The organism is Amycolatopsis sp., assembly GCF_036008905.1.
In the GTDB taxonomy this organism is placed as follows: Bacteria; Actinomycetota; Actinomycetes; order Mycobacteriales; family Pseudonocardiaceae; genus Amycolatopsis.
In genome coordinates this window covers 1-17,300 of sequence record NZ_DASYMU010000213.1, presented here as the reverse complement: position 1 = coordinate 17,300, position 17,300 = coordinate 1, and the positions used below count along the sequence as shown (strand labels likewise).

Here is a 17,300-nt window from a genome sequence, read left to right as displayed (position 1 = left end):
ACGAACAACGCCGTCACCTCGCGGACGTCCCCGGACAGCGAAGCGCCGAACTCCAGCGCGTGGCGGGCGACGTCCGCGCCGACGTGCCGGCCGAAGAGGTCCCGCATGCGATCCTGCTCACGCAGCCCGGCGACCAGGTCGTTGACCGAGGTTTGGAGCATGCCGATCTCACTGGAGTCGTTGACGGACACGCTGACGTCGGTGTGGCCGCGGGCGACGGAATCGAGCGCGAGCCGAAGCTGGTGCAGCGGCGTGGCGACCGCGCGCGCCAGCAACGCGGTGCAGAGCGCGCCGACGATCAGGCCGATCACCGAAAGCCAGATCAGGCTGGCTTCCTGGTTGCGGGCGCCGGGATCCGGCTGCGTGACGACCAGGAGCACGCCGAGCAGCGGCACTCCGCTGGCGAGCGCCCACGTCACGACGAGCCGCGTGAGCACGGTCGTCGGCAAGGCGCCCTTCGGCGGGGTGACTGCCAGCGCCAGCGTCATCACCGGGCGCGCCACCCACTCCGCCGCCAGGTAGGTGACGCCGACGGTGGTGAGCCCGCCGAGCAGGATCGTCAGCGTCACGCCGACCGCGTCGACGGCGGAGCCGAGGATCCACGCCAGTGAACCGAGCGAAATGGTGCCGATGAGCCACAACGTGCCGCTCACCGTCGTCATGTCGACCGGCAGCCGCAGTGCGCGGCGGGCTTCGGCCTGTGTCGGCGCGCGGCCGAGGACGAACCAGATCGCGGTGCGGCGTTGCAGCCACGCCGTCCACGCGGTGCCGACCAGCAGCGCGAGCGTGACGATTCCGGCGGCCGTGACGCCGAGAACCCAGCCTTGGTCACCGATTTCCCGTGGCATGCCCTGCAGGACCAGCAGCAACGCGACCACACCGGAACCGGCGACACTCGAGCCGAGACCGAGCGCGGCGAAGCCCAGGCTGGTCCGCAGAACCTGCCGGAACCTCCCCAACTGGGCATATTTGCGCACGAACTGATGGTATGGGTTCGGCGGAAATACGCAGGCGCGACGCGGCGCCGCTGGTTACGCTGCCGGACGGATCATCAGCCACCAGGTAAGGAACACCCCGTGAAGCCGCTCGGCGAACCCGAGATCAGGAAGTCCTTCGTCAACTGCTCCAAGGGAGAGGCGAAGGGCTTGACGCTGCCCGCCCGCGCGGTCGAAATCCCGTGGCCGGAGCTGGAGTTCCTCGGCTGGCGTGATCCCAAGGCGGCGAGCCGGGCGTACGTCGTCCTCTGGCACGAAGACGAGGTCGTCGGGCTGTCGCTCCGCGCGGCCGACCAGCCGACCAGCCGGCTGAAGAGCGGCATGTGCGGGTTCTGCGGGACGGTCCACGGTCTCGCGGACCTGTCGTTGTTTTCCAGCCGCCGCGCCGGGCAGTCCGGCAAGGACGGCAACACGCTCGGCACGTACCTCTGCGCGAACCTCCAGTGCTGCCGCTACCTCCGCGGCAAGCTGCAGCCGGACGCCATCCAGCCCGCCGAGCACCTGACGGTCGACGAGCGCATCGCCCGCATGGAAACGAAACTCCACCGCTTCGTCACCCAAGTCCTCGAAACCCGCTAGAACTTCCGAATATGTCGACAACTTCTGAAGTTCACAAATGCCCCATGAGTCCCATGAGACTCCCCAAGTCTCAACACCGCGGAATATGTCGGCATATTCTGGAGATCGGGCCGAATAAGTTGTCGACATATTCGGAAGCTCAGAAGCGGTAGCGGACGACGTGGCCCATGCGGCGGACGAAGGGGAGAAGTTTCGCCAGGCGTAGCTGGAGGGCGGCGGATTTCGACATGCGCGCGAGGGTGTCCGGGGTGGCGAAGTCCGTCGCGTCCATGTTCGTGACGAGGGTCAGGCCGAGTTTCTCCAGGTCCTTCGGGTCGTCGACGCCCCAGGTGAGGGTCGCGCCGGCGCGCCGGACGATCGGGTTCAGCTTCTGTGCCTTGATGCCGAGCCGCCCGTAGAGGTCGAACATCATTTCGCCGCGCGGGAACAGCTCCGCGATGGTCCGCAGCAGCTTCTCGCCCGCCGCGGGATCGAGGTACATCGTCAGGCCCTCGGCGACGACGAGCGTCGGCCGGTCCGCGGGAATTTCGTCCAGCCAGGCCAGGTCCGTCACCGACGAACTGACCAGCGTGTAGTTCTCGCGCTCCGGGTAGACCTGTTTCCGCAGTTCGATGACGTCCGGGTAGTCGACGTCGAACCAGCGGACGGTCGGCGGCGGGTCAAGGCGGAACACCCGGTTGTCCATCCCGCAGCCGAGGTGCAGCACGGTCGCCGTGGGGTTCGCGGCGAGGAACTCACGCGACCAGTCGTCGAACAGCTTCGCGCGCATGACGATCGAAAGCGCCTGGTCGGTGCCCATGCCGAACTTCGTGAAGTCGTAGTCGATGCGGCTGACCGTTTCCTCGGCCGTCGGATCGGCCAGGATCGGGTCGTCGAAGCGGCTGTCCATCGCCCGGCCGTACAGCGTCGCCAGGTTCGTGGATTGCTCTTCGGTGAAGTGGACCTTCTCCATCACGATCGCCCCATTCAGAAGTTTCACAACCTTCTGAAAATGCTATACCCGATCCTCGGTGGCGGTGAAGTCGTGGAAGGAATTCTTCGCGTCGTTCAGATGCCGCAGGGTGGCTTCACGCGCGGCAGTCGGGTCCGAACGCCGGATGGCGTCGAGGATCTCGCGATGTTCGTGTACCGCCTTGCGGATCTGCCCCGGCAGCCGCAGCGCCGCCCGGCGCTCCTCACCGACCAGCGACAACACCGAACGCAGCAGATCGGCGACGTCGTCGTTGCCCGCGTTCCCGGCGATCACCCGGTGGAACTCCGCGTCCGTCGCGATCACGCGCAGCATGTCGCCGTCGGCCGCGGCTTGTTCCATCTCGGCGACGTTGCTCTCCAGCTTGCTCACCACGCGCGGGGTGTGCTGGTACGCGAGCCGCTCGGCCAGCGTCGGTTCGACGGTCGTGCGCAGGTCGAACAGCTTCTCGACGAGCTGCTCGTGCTCCTGGAACCAGCTCCGCAACGGCCGTTGCGCGACGTTTTCGTGGTCGCGCACGTAGGTGCCGGAGCCCGCGCGGATGTTGACGTACCCGATCGAATCGAGCACCCGCAACGCCTGGCGCAGCGACCCGCGGCTGATGCCGAGCTGGTCACAGAGGGTGCGCTCGGCGGGTAGCCGTGACCCGGCCGGCAGCTGCCCGGAGTCGATCAGCGTGCGCAGATGATCGACGGTGGCGCTCCAGACCTGCTCGGAGCGCACCTCGTGCACTTCGGGGGGCTGCCCTTCGCTGACCACCGGACGAATCTTGCCAGCACGGCTCCAGTGGACCAAATTGGTCTTACCACTGGACCGGAGGCCCCATGACAACAGTTGAAAGCCCGGTCGGACGCAGCGCGCTGGCGAAAGCGACGCGAAGGCTCGTGCCGCTGATGGCCGTCTGCTACTTCTTCGCCTACCTCGATCGGACCAATCTCAGCGTCGCCGCGCTGACCATGAACGCCGAGCTCGGCCTCTCCGCCACGGCGTACGGTTTCGGCGCCGGCCTGCTGTTCCTCGGCTACATCCTGCTCGACGCGCCCAGCAACCTGATCATGCATCGCGTCGGCGCGAGCCGGTGGATGGCCCGGATCATGGTCGTCTGGGGCATCGTCGCGGCCGGGTCCGCGGCGATCCAGGGCGAGGTCAGCTTCTACGTCTTGCGATTCTTGCTCGGTGTCGCCGAAGCGGGTTTCTTCCCCGGCATGATCCTGTACCTGACGTACTGGTTCCCGGCCGCGCGCCGGGGCACGGTCACGGGGCTGTTCATGGTCGCCGTGCCGTTGTCGACGGCGATCGGCGCCCCGGTCGGCGGGCTGCTGCTCAAGCTCGACGGCGTCTGGGGCCTGAGCGGCTGGCGCTGGCTGTTCCTCGTCGAAGGCCTGCCGTCGGTGTTGCTCGGGTTCCTGTTGCTCTGGCTGCTGCCGGACCGGCCCGCGAAGGCCAAGTGGCTGACCACGGACGAACGCGACTGGATCGAGGACACCCTCGCCGCCGAGAACGCGGCGACGTCGGAGCGAAACCCGCTCCCGGTGCGCAAGGCGCTGGTACATCCGAGGGTCATCGGGCTCGGGCTGGTGTACTTCGCGCTCGCGTTCGGCTTGTACGGACTCGGGTTCTGGATGCCGACGATCCTCAAGAGCAGCCTGGCGATCAAGGACAACTTCACTGTCACGTTGCTCACAGCGTTGCCGTATCTGGTCGGCGCGATCGCGATGATCCTGTGGGGTCGGCGCTGCGATCGGACGGGTCGTTCGGTGCTGTACACGGTCGCGCCGATGGCCATCGGCGGTGTCGCGCTGACCGTGTCGGCGTTCCTCACGTCGGCGCCTTGGCTCGGTTACGCGGGACTTTGCGCCTGCGCGATCGGCGTGATGGCGGCGTTCCCGTGCTTCTGGACACTGCTGCCCGCGTTCGTTTCCGGCGCCGCGGTGGCGGGCGCGATCGGTGTGGTCAACTCGATCGGGAACCTGTCGGGGTTCCTCGGGCCGTACTGGGTCGGCTGGATGACCGAGCTGTTCGGCTCGAGCAAATGGGGACTCGTGACGATCGGCGTGGTCATGATCGCGGGAGCTGTCCTAAGCGGACTGCTCGGCAACGGACTCATAGCACCGAGTCCGAAAGCCGCCAGCGACCCGGCCCACTAGCTATCAAACTTGTTGGTATGACTGGAATTCAGGTTGTCCCGATGGATCAGGCCGTGGCTAAGGAAGTCCGCTCGACGCTGCTCGCGCCCGGCTACGGCCACCCGGCGTGGAACGACGACATCGAGGGAACCGCGCCCTGCCGCCTGTGCCTCACGATGATCAAGCCGGGCGAGGAACGGATGATCCTCTTCACCTACGACGCCTTCCATGGGCGTGAGGACATTCCGTTGCCGGGCCCGGTGTTCGTGCACGAGCGCGACTGCACGCCGTACGACGGCGAGTCGTTCCCCGAGCAGTTCGTCCGGCAGTCGCTGGTGCTCGACGCCTACCGCGACGGACGGCAGCTGGTCCTCGAGACGCGGGTCGACGGCACGGAGGCGGCGGCCGAACTGTCCGATTTGCTTGCCCGCCCGGAGATCGACTACATCCACGTCCGCAGCGCCAAGGCGGGTTGCTACCTGTTCACAGTCCAGCCTGGGTGAGTGTCTGACTAAACACATCCACTAAGCGGTCATGCTTCGCCTTGCTTAGGGTGCGAGGCGTGAGGACACGATGACCTGGTGGCATGCCGCGATCATTCTGGTGGCCGGAGTCTGGGCGGGCGCCATCAACGCGGTGGTCGGCTCCGGCACCCTGGTGACTTTTCCCGTTCTGGTGGCGCTCGGCTATTCGCCGCTGACGGCGACGACGTCGAACGCGATCGGGCTCGCGCCCGGCGCGATCAGCGGCGCGATCGGGTACCGCAAGGAGCTGACGGGGTACTGGCCGCAGCTCGTCAAGTACGCCATCGCGTCGTTCTTCGGCGCGATCTGCGGCACGATCCTGCTGCTCAAGCTGCCGAAGGATGCCTTTGAGAAGATCGTGCCGGTGCTCGTCGGGCTGGCGGTGGTGCTCGTGATCGTGCAACCGAAGGTGTTCGGCTGGGTGACGAAACGGCGTGAGGCGAACGGGACCGAACACCGTGGCGGGCCGCTGCTGCTGTTCTTGATCTTCCTGATCGGCATCTACGGCGGCTACTTCACCGCCGCGCAGGGCGTGATGCTGGTGGCCGTCATGGGCATGCTGCTGTCCGAACCGCTGCAACGGCTCAACGGCGTGAAGAACGCTCTCGCCGCTGTCGTGAATGTGATCGCGGGCACCATTTACGCGTTCGTCGCGCCGATCAGCTGGCCTGTTGTCGCGCTGCTGGCCGTCGGTTCGACGATCGGCGGCCAGCTCGGCGCGAAGATCGGCCGCCGTCTCTCCCCGGTGGTGTTGCGCATCACCATCGTGGTGATCGGGGTGGCGGCCGTCGTGCAGTTGGTCGCGAAGGAGTTCTAGCGGGGGAAGCCCCTCAGTGTGAAAAGCTCAGCGCGGCCGCGAGGAAGAGGTCGTTTTCCTCCGGCGTGCTGATCGTGACGCGGACGCCGGAGCCGGCGAACGCCCGCACGATGAGCTTGTTGTCCAAGGCGTGCGCGGAGAACGCGGCGGCCTGCTCGCCGAGCGGCAGCCACACGAAGTTCGCCTGCGTCTCCGGCACCTCGTAGCCGGCCTCCAGCAACGCGGCACGGACCCTGTCCCGCTCGCCGACGATGTCCGCGACGCGCTCCATCAACTCGTCGTGCGCGTCCAGCGAAGCGATCGCCGCGGCCTGCGCGACCATGTTCACGCTGAAGGCGACGTAAACCTTTTTCAGCGCGGCGGTGATGTGCTCGGGCGCCACCGCGTAGCCCACGCGAAGCCCCGCGAGGCCGTACGCCTTCGAGAAAGTCCGCAGTACCGCGACGTTCTGGCGCGAGCGGACGTACTCGAGGCCGTCCGGCACGTCGGTGTCGGTGACGAATTCGCGGTACGCCTCGTCCAGTACGACAAGGACGTTCGCGGGCACCGCGTCGAGGAATCGTTCAAGTTCCTCACGCCGCACGGCCGTGCCGGTCGGGTTGTTCGGGTTGCACACGAACAACATTCGCGTTTTCGGGGTGATCGCGGCGAGCATCGCGTCGAGGTCGAAGGCGTGCTCGGCGTTCAAGGGAACCTGCACGCTCTGCGCGTTCGCGACCTGGACGACGATCGGGTACGCCTCGAACGAACGCCACCCGTAGATGACTTCTTCGCCCGGCGCGCAGACCGCCTGCACCAGTTGCTGGCACAGGGAAACCGAGCCGCAACCGATCGCGATCTGGCTCGCCGGGAAACCGAGAGACTTGGCGAGCCTGTCCGTCAAGCCCTGCGCACCCGTATCCGGGTAGCGGTTTACTCCCGAAGCGGCTTCCGCGATGGCCTTCGCCACACTCGGCAGCGGCCCGCCCGGAACCTCGTTGCTGGCCAGCTTGATGGCCCCGGCAATGGTGCGCCCGGCCACGTAAAGCGGCAGGGACTCCAGGTCAGCGCGGGTGGGCACGGCGTGGACACCGGACATGGCGGGGACTCCAATTTCACTCGGGTGGTCAGCAACACCGTATACGGTGTTTCGCTAGGCCTTCTCCTGTTTACCCGTCAGTGGTTGAGTAGTTCTTATGACCCTCACCCACACCGATGACTACCAGCGTGCCGACGGCAGCACCGCCCGGCTCACCTTCGCTGAGCCGGAAGGCGTTATCCGGGGCGGGCTGGTGGTGCTTCATGAAGCCGAAGGCGTGACCGACGGCGTCAAACTTCTTCTTGCCAGTCTCGCGAGCGAAGGCTGGCTGACGGTGGCGCCGCATTTCGCCGGCGAGGACGTCACGAGCCAGGATCTGTTGGACGCGACGGACGTCACAGTCGCGTGGCTGACCGACCACGGGGTGGAGGCCGATCTGATGGGGGTCGTCGGCTTCGATCTCGGCGGCACCGCGGCGTTGGTCGTCGCGTCGCATCGGCGGCTCGGGGCGGCGGTGAGCGTCGGCGGGCAGGGCTTCACCGAGTTGCCCACGCTCGTCGAGATCGCGGGCAAGCTGACGAGTCCGTGGCTTGGGATGTACGGCGACTCCGGGGACGAAACGGGCGCCATCGAGGTCGAGCAGCTCCGGGACGCGGCGGCTTCGGCAAAGGTGGCCACGAACGTGGTGCGTTATCCGGGCGCCAACCACCGTTTCGACGCCGACCCTGGTGCGTCCGCTGAGGCCTGGCAGCGCACGCTCGATTGGTTCGATGCACATTTGCGTTAGCCAAATCAAGCAGTGCGCGGAGCGTCTCCGTTGAGGGCGGTGGTGGGAGACGGGTGGGGTTAACATCGGCGGGTGACGCACAACGCCGATGCCCCCGAAGTGCTCTGGCGCCCCGAGCAGAGCCGAGTTGCCGATACCAAGATCGAGGCGTTCCGCCACTGGCTCCGCGCCGAGCGCGACGTCGAGGTGGACGACTACCAGTCGCTGTGGGAGTTCTCCGTCGACCGCGCACCGGAATTCTGGGGCGCGGTGGCGGAATTCCTCGGCATGCGCTGGCACGACCAGCCCGGTGAGGTCCTCTCGGGCGAGATGCCCACGGCGATCTGGTTCGCCGGCGGCACGCTGAACTACGCCGAGCACGCGCTCACCGGTGGGGTCGCCGGCGCGGCCAAGGCCGACGACGAGCTCGCGATCATCTTCCACCGCGAGGACGGCCTTTCCGGTCAGCTCACGTACGGGAAACTGCGCGCCCAGGTGGCCGCCGCCCGCGCGGGCCTCCAGGCGGTCGGCGTCACCAAGGGGGATCGGGTCGTCGCACTCGCGCCGAACTGCCCGCAGACGCTGGTGGCTTTCCTCGCCGCGGCGAGCCTCGGCGCCATCTGGTCGTCGTGCTCACCGGACTTCGGGGTGCGCGCGATCTCCGACCGGTTCACCCAGATCGAGCCGAAGGTGCTCGTCGCGGTCAACGGTCATGTCTACAATGGACGGTCGTTCGACATCCGCTCGACCGTGCAGCAGCTGCGCGAGCAGATCCCGTCGCTCGAAGCGACGTTGCTCATCGACTACGTCGGCGGCGGGACGCTCGAAGGCACGCTGGATTGGGACACCGTGCTCAGCGAGAACGCCGGTGCCGAGCTGGCTTTCGAGCCGGTCGAGTTCGCGCATCCGCTGTGGGTGCTCTATTCGTCGGGGACCACCGGGCTGCCAAAGGGGATCGTCCACGGGCACGGCGGCATCACGCTGGAACACCTCAAAGCCCTTGCGCTGCAAAACGATCTGGGCCCAGGCGACCGGTTCTTCTGGTTCACCACCACCGGCTGGATGATGTGGAACTTCCTCATCTCGGGCCTGCTGGTCGGGACGACGATCGTGCTGTTCGACGGCAGCCCTGGTCATCCGGACCTGAAAACCCTGTGGCATCTGGCCGAACAACATCGCGTCACCTACTTCGGCACCTCCGCGCCGTACATCCAGAGCTGCCTGAAGGCGGGCATCAAGCCGGCCGAGGAATTCGACCTGACCGCGCTGCGGGTCCTCGGTTCGACCGGTTCGCCGCTGAGTGTCGAAGGCTTTCGGTGGATCGTCGACGAGGTCGGCAACCGGGTGCAGATCTGCTCGGTTTCGGGCGGGACGGACCTGTGCGCGGCGTTCGTCGCGTCGTCGCCGGACCTGCCGGTGTGGCTCGGCGAGCTGTCGTGCCGCGCGCTCGGCGCCGCCGTCGAGGCGTATGACGAAGCCGGGAAACCGGTGATCGAAGAGGTCGGCGAGCTCGTGGTCACCAAGCCGATGCCGTCGATGCCCGTGTTCTTCTGGGACGACAAGGACGGCTCGCGGCTGCGTGAGGCGTACTTCGAGATGTACCCCGGCATCTGGCGGCACGGGGACTGGATCCGGATCACCTCCCGTGGCTCCAGCGTGATCTACGGGCGCAGCGACTCGACGTTGAACCGCGGCGGCGTCCGGATGGGGACGGCCGAGTTCTACCGGGTCGTCGAGGGCTTCGACCAGGTCGCGGATTCGCTGGTCATCGACACCTCGGCCGCCGGGAACGAGGACGGCCAGCTGCTCTGCTTCCTCGTGCTCGCCGACGGCGCCACGCTCGAGGACATCGAGCCCATGCTGCGGAAGGAACTCCGTGGCGCATTGTCACCACGGCATGTACCCGATCGATTCGTCGTGGTGAGTGAGGTTCCCCGTACTTTGAACGGTAAGAAGTGCGAGGTGCCGGTCAAGAAGATCCTCTCCGGGGTCGCCCCCGAGAGGGCCGTGAGCAGGGACGCCCTCGTCAACCCGGATGCGCTGCGGCCGTTCGTGGAGCTGGCAAAGGGGCGGTAACAGGGGGAAGCATGTACCTGGTGCTGTCGTTGATCCAGTGGTGACGGGAGCTCGCGCGCAGGCGAAATGGCAGGTGGCCGGGGCCACGTCGGTGCTGGCGATCACCTGGGTGACCAGGCTCGCCGGGCTGATGGCGCTGGTTTCGGTGCTGGTCCCGGCCGGCCGCCGCAGCCTGCGCGGCCACGTCGGCGAGTGGCTGGAGCTGCCGCAGGACGCGACCACCGCGGCCGCGGCGATGGTGCTGGTCACCGGCGTCCTGCTGGTGCTGCTGGCCGCCGGGCTCCGCAGGCGCAAGCGGCGCGCGTGGCAACTCGCCGTGTGCGTGACCGTGCTGCTCACCGTGTCGCACCTGGGGCTCCGGCATGTCTTTGGGGCTGGTGTGGTCTCTGTGGTGCTTCTGGTGGGCCTGCTGGCCAACCGGAAGTACTTCGTCGCGCTGCCGGACCCGGTGACCGGCCGCTGGCGCGCGATCTGGGTCTTCGTGCAGCTCGTGCTGGCCGGTTTCGTGATCAACCTGATCCTGCTTTCGGTGGCGTCGCGGGCCGTACTTGATCCGATGACGTTCCCGCAGCGGGCGTCGGAGGCCGCGTTGGCGCTGTTCGGCGTCAGCGGTCCCGCGGTGTTCCACGTGATGTGGCTGGACGACCTGACGGCGTCCGTCGGGCTGCTGTTCGGCCTCGGCGCGATCCTGCTGGCGTCGTACTTCCTGCTTCGGTCAGCGGAACCGTCCCCGCAACTGTCCACAGAGGAACTCGAACGCCTGCGCGCGCTCCTCGACGAGCACGGCGAACGAGACTCGCTCGGCTACTTCGCCCTGCGCCACGACAAGTTCGCGGTCTTCTCCCGCTCCGGCAAAGCCGCGCTGACCTACCGCGTCATCGCCGGCGTCGCGCTGTGTTCGGCCGACCCGCTGGGCGACCACGAAGCCTGGCCCGGCGCCATCGAGGAGTACCTCGAAGTCTGCCGCCGCCACGGCTGGGTCCCCGCGGTCATGGGCGCCTCGGAACTCGGCGCCACCGTCTGGGCCCGGTTCGACCTCGAAGTCCTGGAGATCGGCGACGAAGCCATCGTCGACGTCGAAGGCTTCACCCTGGAAGGCCGCATCATGCGCGGCGTCCGCCAAGCCGTCTCCCGCACGAAGCGCGCGGGCTACAAGGTCCTCATCCGCAAGGCCGAAGATCTGAAACCCGGCGAACTCCCCGAACTGGAGACCCTCGCCGCCCGCTGGCGCGGAACAGATACGGAACGCGGCTTCTCGATGGCGCTGGGACGCATGGGCGACCCGGGGTCCGTGCTGGTGACCGCTGAACAGGGCGGCGAGGTGCGCGGCCTGCTGCAGTTCGTCCCCTGGGGCACCGCCGGCCTCTCCATGGACGTCATGCGCCGAGACCGCGCCGCCGACAACGGCGTCAACGAGCTCATGATCTCGGAACTCCTACTCGCCCTGCGCGACCATGAGATCCGTCACGTCTCCCTCAACTTCGCCGCCTTTAGAGCCCTCCTGGAGCAAGGCACCCGAATCGGCGCCGGCCCAGTCGCCAAGACCGCCGCGAAGGTCATCCGCCTGGCGTCCCGGTGGATCCAGATCGAGAGCCTCTACCGCTTCAATGAGAAGTTCCACCCCAGGTGGGTGCCCCGGTACCTGGCGTACCCCGGGGTCCGTGAGCTGCCCAGAGTCGGCGTCGCCGTCTTCGAAGCCGAGGGCCTCGGCGGCCGCTCGCCCCGCCTCCTGCGGTTGCTCCGGCGGTAACTCAGGGGGTGGGTTTTGGGGCCCCGGCAGCACTGTGTAATCTATCTCGGCAGTGGCAATTGGTCCGGGAGGCTTCGCCTAGTCTGGTCTATGGCGCCGCACTGCTAATGCGGTTGGGGGTAACCCCCCCTCCCGGGTTCAAATCCCGGAGCCTCCGCTGGTGCTCGCTCAGGCGAGTGCTAGGTTATAACCGAAGAACTGAAAACTGAACATGCGCCCGTAGCTCAACGGATAGAGCATCTGACTACGGATCAGAAGGTTAGGGGTTCGAATCCCTTCGGGCGCACGCACGGTTGAGACAGTAGTTAGCAGGTCAGAGCCCTTATTTCACTCCGGTGAGATTGGGGCTCTTTCCTTTGTCTGGGCCCGTTGTCTCACAATTTCTCACACTGTTTAGTTGATCTTGTATAGCTTGCCGAGAGCGGCCGTTCCCTCGTGCAGATCCTCGGCCTCCGCGTGAACGTATGCGCCGTAGGTGAATTTCACGTCGAAGTGGCCAGCCCACTTACTGATGATGGAGATCGGAACGCCCGACTTCTCCATCAGCGAGATGGCCGTATGCCGCGCACCATGCAGCACGATCCGCGGCACACCAGCGCGCTTCAGCACACGCTCGAACTCATCGGAGTAGTTCTCCGGATGCACCGGCTCGCCGAGCTCGTCCGCCACGACGTACCCGCTATCCACGTAAGCCGGTCCGGCCGCGAGCTTCTCGGCAGCCTGGCGCGCCCTGAGCGCACGCAACGCCGACACCATCTCGTCGTCGAGGGGCAAGGTGCGCAATCCGTTGTCGGACTTCGGCGGCTTCACGATCACCCTGTACTCGACCAGCACGCGGGTTTCGTTGATGGTGATCGTCTTGCCGTCGAGGTCGACGTCCTCGGCCCACCTCAGGCCGAGCACCTCACCGCGGCGCAGGCCGTACAGGCTCATGCGCCACGCGGCGTGCAGGCGCTCCTTTCCTGCTGTGCCAAGGAACTTCCGAACCTCAGCCTTCGACCAGGTGCCTTGGGGTTTCTTGGTGTGCGCCGGCGGCTTGACCAGTTTGGCCACGTTCCGTGGGATTTTGCCTTCGAGCTGAGCGCTCTCCAGCGCCGCCGTGAGCCGACCCAGGGTGAGCGCCACCGACCGACCTGACAGGCCTGAGCCGACCGGGCCGCCGCGCTTGCGGCCGCTGGTGAGCATGAACGTCACCAGCTGTTCGATGTCGTTCTTGGTGAGCTTCTGCAGCTCCTTGTGCCCGAGCCGTTCCCGCACGAGCCGGAACGCGCCGACATAGCTCGACTTCGTGTTCTCGGCGAGATCCCGCACGACCGGCGGCAACCACTCGTCGAGGTGCTCGTTCAGCGTCTGCTTGGACGGCCGGATGTACGTTCCCTGCGCGGTCTCGCTCAGGATCCGCGACCGCTCGGCGATCGCCTCACGCTTCAGGTCGTACGTGTAGGTCTTCTGCTGTCGCTTGCCGGTCACCGGGTCGGCGCCGATGTCGACCACGAATCTGTATCTCACCGCCCCGCTTTTCAGCGTGACCTTCTTGATGGGGTCAGCCACTTGTCTCCTTTCCCTTCTCTCGTTCCTCCGGCTTCAGAGGTTCAGATGCCTCGGCCAGGGCCTGCATCATCAAGTTGTGGGCCTCCTCTGGGGGCATCCACTTCATGGACTCAGACATCTCGGCGACCCATTCGGCATCGTTCAGGAAGCCGCCGGCGAGCCAGCTGCGCGCAGTGGCTGCCGTGATGGTGACCTCGGGCGCGATCTTGTAGGGCTCGTCGTCCGGTGCATCACCGGGAACCACGATGTCGATTGGCCGAACCTTGAGCACATACGCCAGCGCCAGCAGCTCGTCGACCGAGACCCGTCGACGTTCGTTGCGGCCGCGGCGTTGCACACCTTCAAGGTTCTCGATCTGTGACGTGGTCACTGTCCAGCCAACGGCATTGCATTCATCAACCAGCCGTCGCACCGACCAGCCTCGACCTTGTCGAATCGCCTTCACTCGGTTTCCGACGATCTCGCTGGGCCGTTGCCATTCCGTCATGAGCACGGAGATTACAGCACCTTGCACGGATTGCAAAGCTCTGCCACACTCCGTGCTATGCCAGAAATCATTAGTGCAAGGCATGGAGATCTCCGTGCTGAGAACGGTGCTGCCGCGTCGGTGGCAGAGATCAAATTGTGGCCGGCGACGGTCGACCTGACGGAAGCCGCAACGCGAGCGCTCGGTATCAGCCGGTCGTACGCCTACGAACTGGCTCGGCGCGGGGAATTCCCTGCGCGGGTGATCCGGGTGGGTCGTCGATACCGCGTGGTCACCGCATCGATCCTCGCGCTGGTTGAAGACGAGCCAGCCCGTGAGACGGCGTGAGACGACCACCAATCACCACAGGTCAGACGCCCTAAAAACGGCTCCATCTGACCAGCGATCAGAAGACGAGAGGGGCACGTCAGTGTCCGAACGTGAGGAAGGCCCCCAGTCATCCGTCTGGGAGCCCTCCGAAACCACCGATCCGAACCGTGCCACGATCCGCGTCGAGGATATCTCGCGGGTCCGACGCGCGGGGGTGCTGCGCGCGTGCGGTGCCGCTTGGGCTCACCTGCAGCGCCGCGGCCTCACCTCCGAGACCGTGCGCGACGAGCTGCAGCGCTGCCTGCGAGATGCCGCATGACGGCGCAGCCACCGCAGGATGAAGCCGCCGAGCAAGCCGTCCTTGGCGCCGCCCTGCAAGCTGTATCCGCGCTGGCCAAGGTGCGAGCCAGACTGTCCATTGAGGACTTTTATGTCCCTAAGAACCAAGTGGTTTATCGCGCTGCCGTCCAGGTCGCTGACGATGGGCATCGCGTCGACCACATCACGGTCGCTGACGAATTGGAACGGCGAGGCGAACTTGCGCGAGTCGGTACCCAGCTGTACCTCCACACCCTGATTGCCAGCTCTCCCACGACGGTCGACATCGAGCACCACATCGAGATCGTGGCAAAGAAGGCCGCTCACCGTCGAGCCCAGGAAGCTCTCGGCAACGCCGTGCGCGACCTGGCGCTGCCGAATCTCGACGCCGACCAGCTCAATGAGATTCTCGCCCGCACTGGTGAGGTCATCGCTTCCGCGGCGGCCGACACGCCGTATGTAAAGCCTGCCCGGGGACTCGTCCTCACGCCGGCCTCCGCGATCCGCATCCGGCCCGTCCGATGGCTCTGGGATACAACCCCGTTCGGCGCCCTGCCCACCTCGCACGGGCGCATACCAATGAATTCTCTGGCACTCGCCGCCGGAGGGCCTGGCCTCGGCAAGTCTCAGTTCGCCACCTGGGTCACCGCCCGCATCACCCGCGGCGAGCTGCCCGGCGAGCTCTACGGCAAACCGCGCGGCGTCATCTACGCAGCCAGCGAGGACTCTTGGTCCTACACAATCGCTCCCCGCCTGCTCGGCGCCGGGGCGAACATGGACTTCGTCTACCGCATCGACGTCACCGACGATGGGCACGCGCACGCACGCCTCACGCTGCCCACCGATACGTCCTTGCTCGGCGAGGTAGCCGAGGCGCACGGCATCGCCCTTGTGATCGCCGATCCACTGCTGTCGCTGATCGACAAGGGCATCAACGACTACCGCGCAGCTGAAGTCCGAGCCGCACTCGAACCGCTCGTCGCCGCCGCGGACAAGCACTGCTTCACCATCCTCGGCCTGGCGCACTTCACCAAGAGCGGCGGCAGCGACCCACTCACCCGCGTCGCTGGATCCGGAGCCTTCGGCCAGCTCATCCGCTGCCTGATTGCGTTCGCCCAACAGGACGGCGAAGACGGTGGCGCCGAGTACGTTATGTCACTGGAGAAGAACAACCTCGGCCGCCTTCAGCTGCCTGGTCACCAGTACACGATCCAGCCCGTCACGGTCGACACCGAAGAAGGGCCCTCGTACGTCTCCCAGTTCGTGCTCGGCCCGGAAACCACCAGCTCGGTCCGCGACGTCATGCGCGAGGACAACTCGCCCGGCGCAAGCCAGGAAACCAGCGAGACCGTCTCCTGGCTCAGGGACTACCTGATCGACGTCGGTGGCTCCGACCGCGCGTCGGAGATCAAAAAGCTTGCCGCCAAAGAAGGCTTCAGCTTCTCGTCGATGGATCGGGCCAAACGCAAGCTCGGCATCGTCTCCAAGCACTCAGGCTTCGCCAAGGACCGCGTATCGCACTGGTACCTCCCCGATGCGATCCCCGCCGAGGACGCGCCATGAGCACCACTGCCCCTACACGCACGACGCACATGGTGTGCATGACGAACATGCCCGCGACCTGCGCCGTTCGGCGCGCTGTCGGTGACGAACATGCGGGGCCTTGTGACGAACAAGACCCTGCATGTTCGTCATGTTCGTCACTCGACAACCCCATGTTCGTCACTGCAAAAGACCAGGTCAGATCCATGTTCACCATGTTTGTCACTGATCCCCCTTTACGTAGAGGAGACCCGATGGACGAGAACCCGCAGCCCGGTCGCCGGGCCCACTCCCGTCAGGTCCGCGAGCAACTCACCGCGGCCCGAACCGCCGGCGTCGAACGCCGCCACGCGGCCAAGCTCACGCACCTCCGAGGCCGTCGACTCCTCGTCCCCGCCGAAGACGTCGCCGGTGCCCTACGGCACGTCGGGCCCTGCCCCACCTGCCATGCCCCCGCCGCCCTCGAAATCGTCATCAGCCTCCCGCTGCCCGACTGGGGAGCTGTACACACCCACACCGACGACTGCCCCGCAGGCACGTCGTGAACGCCAACGGCGACGCAGGCCAGTACCCGTGCTCCCGCTGCGGAGAGCACCTGGCCCTCATCGAACTGCTCGAGCACATCGAGAACCACGTCTTGCGAACACAAGGGAGCGAACATGACCAAGCCTGACGCCGCCGAACAGATCGAGGTCGCACGCCGTCGAGCGGAGGCGATCAAGCTCCGCTCCCAGGGCCTCACGTGGCAGCAGGTCGCCGACGAGCTCGGCTACGCCAGCCGCGGTGCCGCGTGCACCGATGTCACCCGCGCCCTGGAGATCGAGCGCGAGGAACTCGCCATCACCGTCGACATGCACCGCACGGTGCAGATCGAATGCCTCGACGCCTTCACTCGCGCGGCGTGGAAGGTCCTCAAGGCGGACCACGTCACCGTGTCGCACGGCAAGGTCGTGCTGCACCCCGAGACCGGCAAGCCTCTGCTCGACGACGGCCCGAAGCTCGCCGCGATCGACCGCCTGTTGCGGATCGAGGAGCGCCGCGCCCGACTGCTCGGCCTCGACGTGTCGGTCAAACAGGCGCTCGACCTCAGCGGCACCGTGCAGCTCAACTACCAGATCAACGGCGTGAGCATGGGAGATCTCGCCTGATCCATCATCAGATGCCGTCCTATTTGGACGCTCTGACCAGCGGAAACGCAAGGCGTATCACGGGTTTCTCACACGCCATCCACGGAAGGAACCGTCGTCATGACCCATAATCGAAGGCCGAAGACCGTCGCCGCGGTACGGCCCGGAGCCGCGTACCAGCGAGCAAAAAGTCAGTTCGCTGACCGCGCCGGGGACAAGCCCGGTCGCTGGTACGACATCCGCAACATCACCGGCACGGCCGTCATCTACCTGTTCGACGAGATCGGCTATTGGGGCATCAACGCACAGGACTTCGTGCGGGACCTCACCGAGCTCGACGGCGTC

General features: G+C 66.3%; 19 protein-coding genes and 2 tRNA genes. 15 read left to right on the top strand and 6 right to left on the bottom strand.

What is annotated here, in order from left to right; all coding sequences use genetic code 11:
• On the bottom strand, positions 1-977 hold a 977-nt coding region (locus VGP60_RS34435; protein WP_327552359.1), incomplete at its 3' end, for a HAMP domain-containing protein.
• Between the two features lie 99 nt (positions 978-1,076).
• Between VGP60_RS34435 and VGP60_RS34430 the strand changes: the two genes are divergently transcribed.
• Positions 1,077-1,574 (top strand): FBP domain-containing protein, encoded by a 498-nt coding sequence (locus tag VGP60_RS34430; protein WP_327552358.1) that lies wholly within the window; start codon positions 1,077-1,079, stop codon positions 1,572-1,574.
• A 139-nt stretch (positions 1,575-1,713) separates the two neighbouring features.
• On the opposite strand, the gene VGP60_RS34425 is transcribed toward VGP60_RS34430, so the two are convergent.
• The gene (locus tag VGP60_RS34425; RefSeq protein ID WP_327552361.1) at positions 1,714-2,526 is read right to left on the bottom strand and encodes a class I SAM-dependent methyltransferase; all 813 of its coding nucleotides are present in this window, start codon (positions 2,524-2,526) and stop codon (positions 1,714-1,716) included.
• A 42-nt stretch (positions 2,527-2,568) separates the two neighbouring features.
• Positions 2,569-3,267: a FadR/GntR family transcriptional regulator gene (locus VGP60_RS34420; protein WP_327552360.1), complete on the bottom strand. Its 699-nt coding sequence runs from the start codon at positions 3,265-3,267 to the stop codon at positions 2,569-2,571.
• Positions 3,268-3,368: 101 nt separating this feature from the next.
• On the opposite strand from VGP60_RS34420, the gene VGP60_RS34415 reads away from it, so the two are divergent.
• The 3 genes from VGP60_RS34415 to VGP60_RS34405 all read left to right on the top strand — a co-directional run bounded on the left by VGP60_RS34415 (position 3,369) and on the right by VGP60_RS34405 (position 6,011).
• On the top strand, positions 3,369-4,691 hold the full coding sequence (locus tag VGP60_RS34415; RefSeq protein WP_327552357.1) for an MFS transporter: 1,323 nt from the start codon (positions 3,369-3,371) through the stop codon (positions 4,689-4,691).
• A gap of 17 nt (positions 4,692-4,708) precedes the next feature.
• Entirely contained in the window at positions 4,709-5,173 is a 465-nt protein-coding gene (locus VGP60_RS34410) for a DUF1203 domain-containing protein (protein WP_327552356.1), read from the top strand.
• Between the two features lie 70 nt (positions 5,174-5,243).
• On the top strand, positions 5,244-6,011 hold the full coding sequence (locus VGP60_RS34405) for a sulfite exporter TauE/SafE family protein (protein WP_327552355.1): 768 nt from the start codon (positions 5,244-5,246) through the stop codon (positions 6,009-6,011).
• Between the two features lie 13 nt (positions 6,012-6,024).
• Here VGP60_RS34405 and hisC read toward each other — a convergent pair whose 3' ends face one another.
• Positions 6,025-7,089: a histidinol-phosphate transaminase gene (gene hisC / locus VGP60_RS34400; RefSeq protein ID WP_327552354.1), complete on the bottom strand. Its 1,065-nt coding sequence runs from the start codon at positions 7,087-7,089 to the stop codon at positions 6,025-6,027.
• Positions 7,090-7,186: 97 nt separating this feature from the next.
• Here hisC and VGP60_RS34395 point away from each other — a divergent pair, with 97 nt between their 5' ends.
• The 5 genes from VGP60_RS34395 (at position 7,187) to VGP60_RS34375 (ending at position 11,907) form a co-directional block, all read left to right on the top strand.
• Positions 7,187-7,816, top strand: coding sequence for a dienelactone hydrolase family protein (locus VGP60_RS34395; RefSeq protein WP_327552353.1), 630 nt, complete (start codon positions 7,187-7,189; stop codon positions 7,814-7,816).
• A 72-nt stretch (positions 7,817-7,888) separates the two neighbouring features.
• Entirely contained in the window at positions 7,889-9,871 is a 1,983-nt protein-coding gene (locus tag VGP60_RS34390; RefSeq protein WP_327552352.1) for an acetoacetate--CoA ligase, read from the top strand.
• A gap of 37 nt (positions 9,872-9,908) precedes the next feature.
• Positions 9,909-11,621, top strand: coding sequence for a phosphatidylglycerol lysyltransferase domain-containing protein (locus tag VGP60_RS34385; RefSeq protein ID WP_327552351.1), 1,713 nt, complete (start codon positions 9,909-9,911; stop codon positions 11,619-11,621).
• A 67-nt stretch (positions 11,622-11,688) separates the two neighbouring features.
• Positions 11,689-11,778, top strand: a tRNA-Ser gene (locus tag VGP60_RS34380).
• Positions 11,779-11,834: 56 nt separating this feature from the next.
• Positions 11,835-11,907: transfer RNA gene (locus tag VGP60_RS34375), tRNA-Arg, on the top strand.
• Positions 11,908-12,014: 107 nt separating this feature from the next.
• On the opposite strand, the gene VGP60_RS34370 is transcribed toward VGP60_RS34375, so the two are convergent.
• Entirely contained in the window at positions 12,015-13,172 is a 1,158-nt protein-coding gene (locus VGP60_RS34370; RefSeq protein ID WP_327552350.1) for a tyrosine-type recombinase/integrase, read from the bottom strand.
• Positions 13,165-13,659 carry a hypothetical protein gene (locus VGP60_RS34365; protein ID WP_327552349.1) on the bottom strand — a complete coding sequence of 165 codons (495 nt, stop codon included), beginning with the start codon at positions 13,657-13,659 and terminating at the stop codon, positions 13,165-13,167. Before VGP60_RS34365 ends, VGP60_RS34370 begins: the two co-directional genes overlap by 8 nt.
• A gap of 120 nt (positions 13,660-13,779) precedes the next feature.
• Between VGP60_RS34365 and VGP60_RS34360 the strand changes: the two genes are divergently transcribed.
• From VGP60_RS34360 to VGP60_RS34335, 6 genes are all read left to right on the top strand, one after another.
• The gene (locus tag VGP60_RS34360) at positions 13,780-13,986 is read left to right on the top strand and encodes a helix-turn-helix domain-containing protein (protein WP_327552348.1); all 207 of its coding nucleotides are present in this window, start codon (positions 13,780-13,782) and stop codon (positions 13,984-13,986) included.
• Positions 13,987-14,068: 82 nt separating this feature from the next.
• Entirely contained in the window at positions 14,069-14,287 is a 219-nt protein-coding gene (locus VGP60_RS34355; RefSeq protein WP_327552347.1) for a hypothetical protein, read from the top strand.
• A complete protein-coding gene (locus VGP60_RS34350) occupies positions 14,284-15,849 on the top strand; it encodes a DnaB-like helicase N-terminal domain-containing protein (RefSeq protein WP_327552346.1) in 1,566 nt (521 codons plus the stop codon). Before VGP60_RS34355 ends, VGP60_RS34350 begins: the two co-directional genes overlap by 4 nt.
• Positions 15,850-16,082: 233 nt before the next feature.
• Complete coding sequence (locus VGP60_RS34345) at positions 16,083-16,373, top strand: hypothetical protein (RefSeq protein ID WP_327552345.1); 291 nt, start codon at positions 16,083-16,085, stop codon at positions 16,371-16,373.
• Positions 16,374-16,487: 114 nt separating this feature from the next.
• Positions 16,488-16,976 carry a hypothetical protein gene (locus tag VGP60_RS34340; RefSeq protein WP_327552344.1) on the top strand — a complete coding sequence of 163 codons (489 nt, stop codon included), beginning with the start codon at positions 16,488-16,490 and terminating at the stop codon, positions 16,974-16,976.
• 99 nt (positions 16,977-17,075) lie between these two features.
• A partial coding sequence (locus VGP60_RS34335) for a hypothetical protein (RefSeq protein ID WP_327552343.1) occupies positions 17,076-17,300 on the top strand: 225 nt, incomplete at its 3' end.

Coding starts and splice junctions, on each gene's coding strand:
- VGP60_RS34425 (WP_327552361.1), bottom strand. CDS start 2,526: ATGGAGAAGGTCCACTTCACCGAAGAGCAATCCACGAACCTGGCGACG.
- VGP60_RS34415 (WP_327552357.1), top strand. CDS start 3,369: ATGACAACAGTTGAAAGCCCGGTCGGACGCAGCGCGCTGGCGAAAGCG.
- VGP60_RS34410 (WP_327552356.1), top strand. CDS start 4,709: ATGACTGGAATTCAGGTTGTCCCGATGGATCAGGCCGTGGCTAAGGAA.
- VGP60_RS34405 (WP_327552355.1), top strand. CDS start 5,244: ATGACCTGGTGGCATGCCGCGATCATTCTGGTGGCCGGAGTCTGGGCG.
- hisC (WP_327552354.1), bottom strand. CDS start 7,089: ATGTCCGGTGTCCACGCCGTGCCCACCCGCGCTGACCTGGAGTCCCTG.
- VGP60_RS34395 (WP_327552353.1), top strand. CDS start 7,187: ATGACCCTCACCCACACCGATGACTACCAGCGTGCCGACGGCAGCACC.
- VGP60_RS34365 (WP_327552349.1), bottom strand. CDS start 13,659: ATGACGGAATGGCAACGGCCCAGCGAGATCGTCGGAAACCGAGTGAAG.
- VGP60_RS34350 (WP_327552346.1), top strand. CDS start 14,284: ATGACGGCGCAGCCACCGCAGGATGAAGCCGCCGAGCAAGCCGTCCTT.
- VGP60_RS34345 (WP_327552345.1), top strand. CDS start 16,083: ATGGACGAGAACCCGCAGCCCGGTCGCCGGGCCCACTCCCGTCAGGTC.
- VGP60_RS34340 (WP_327552344.1), top strand. CDS start 16,488: ATGACCAAGCCTGACGCCGCCGAACAGATCGAGGTCGCACGCCGTCGA.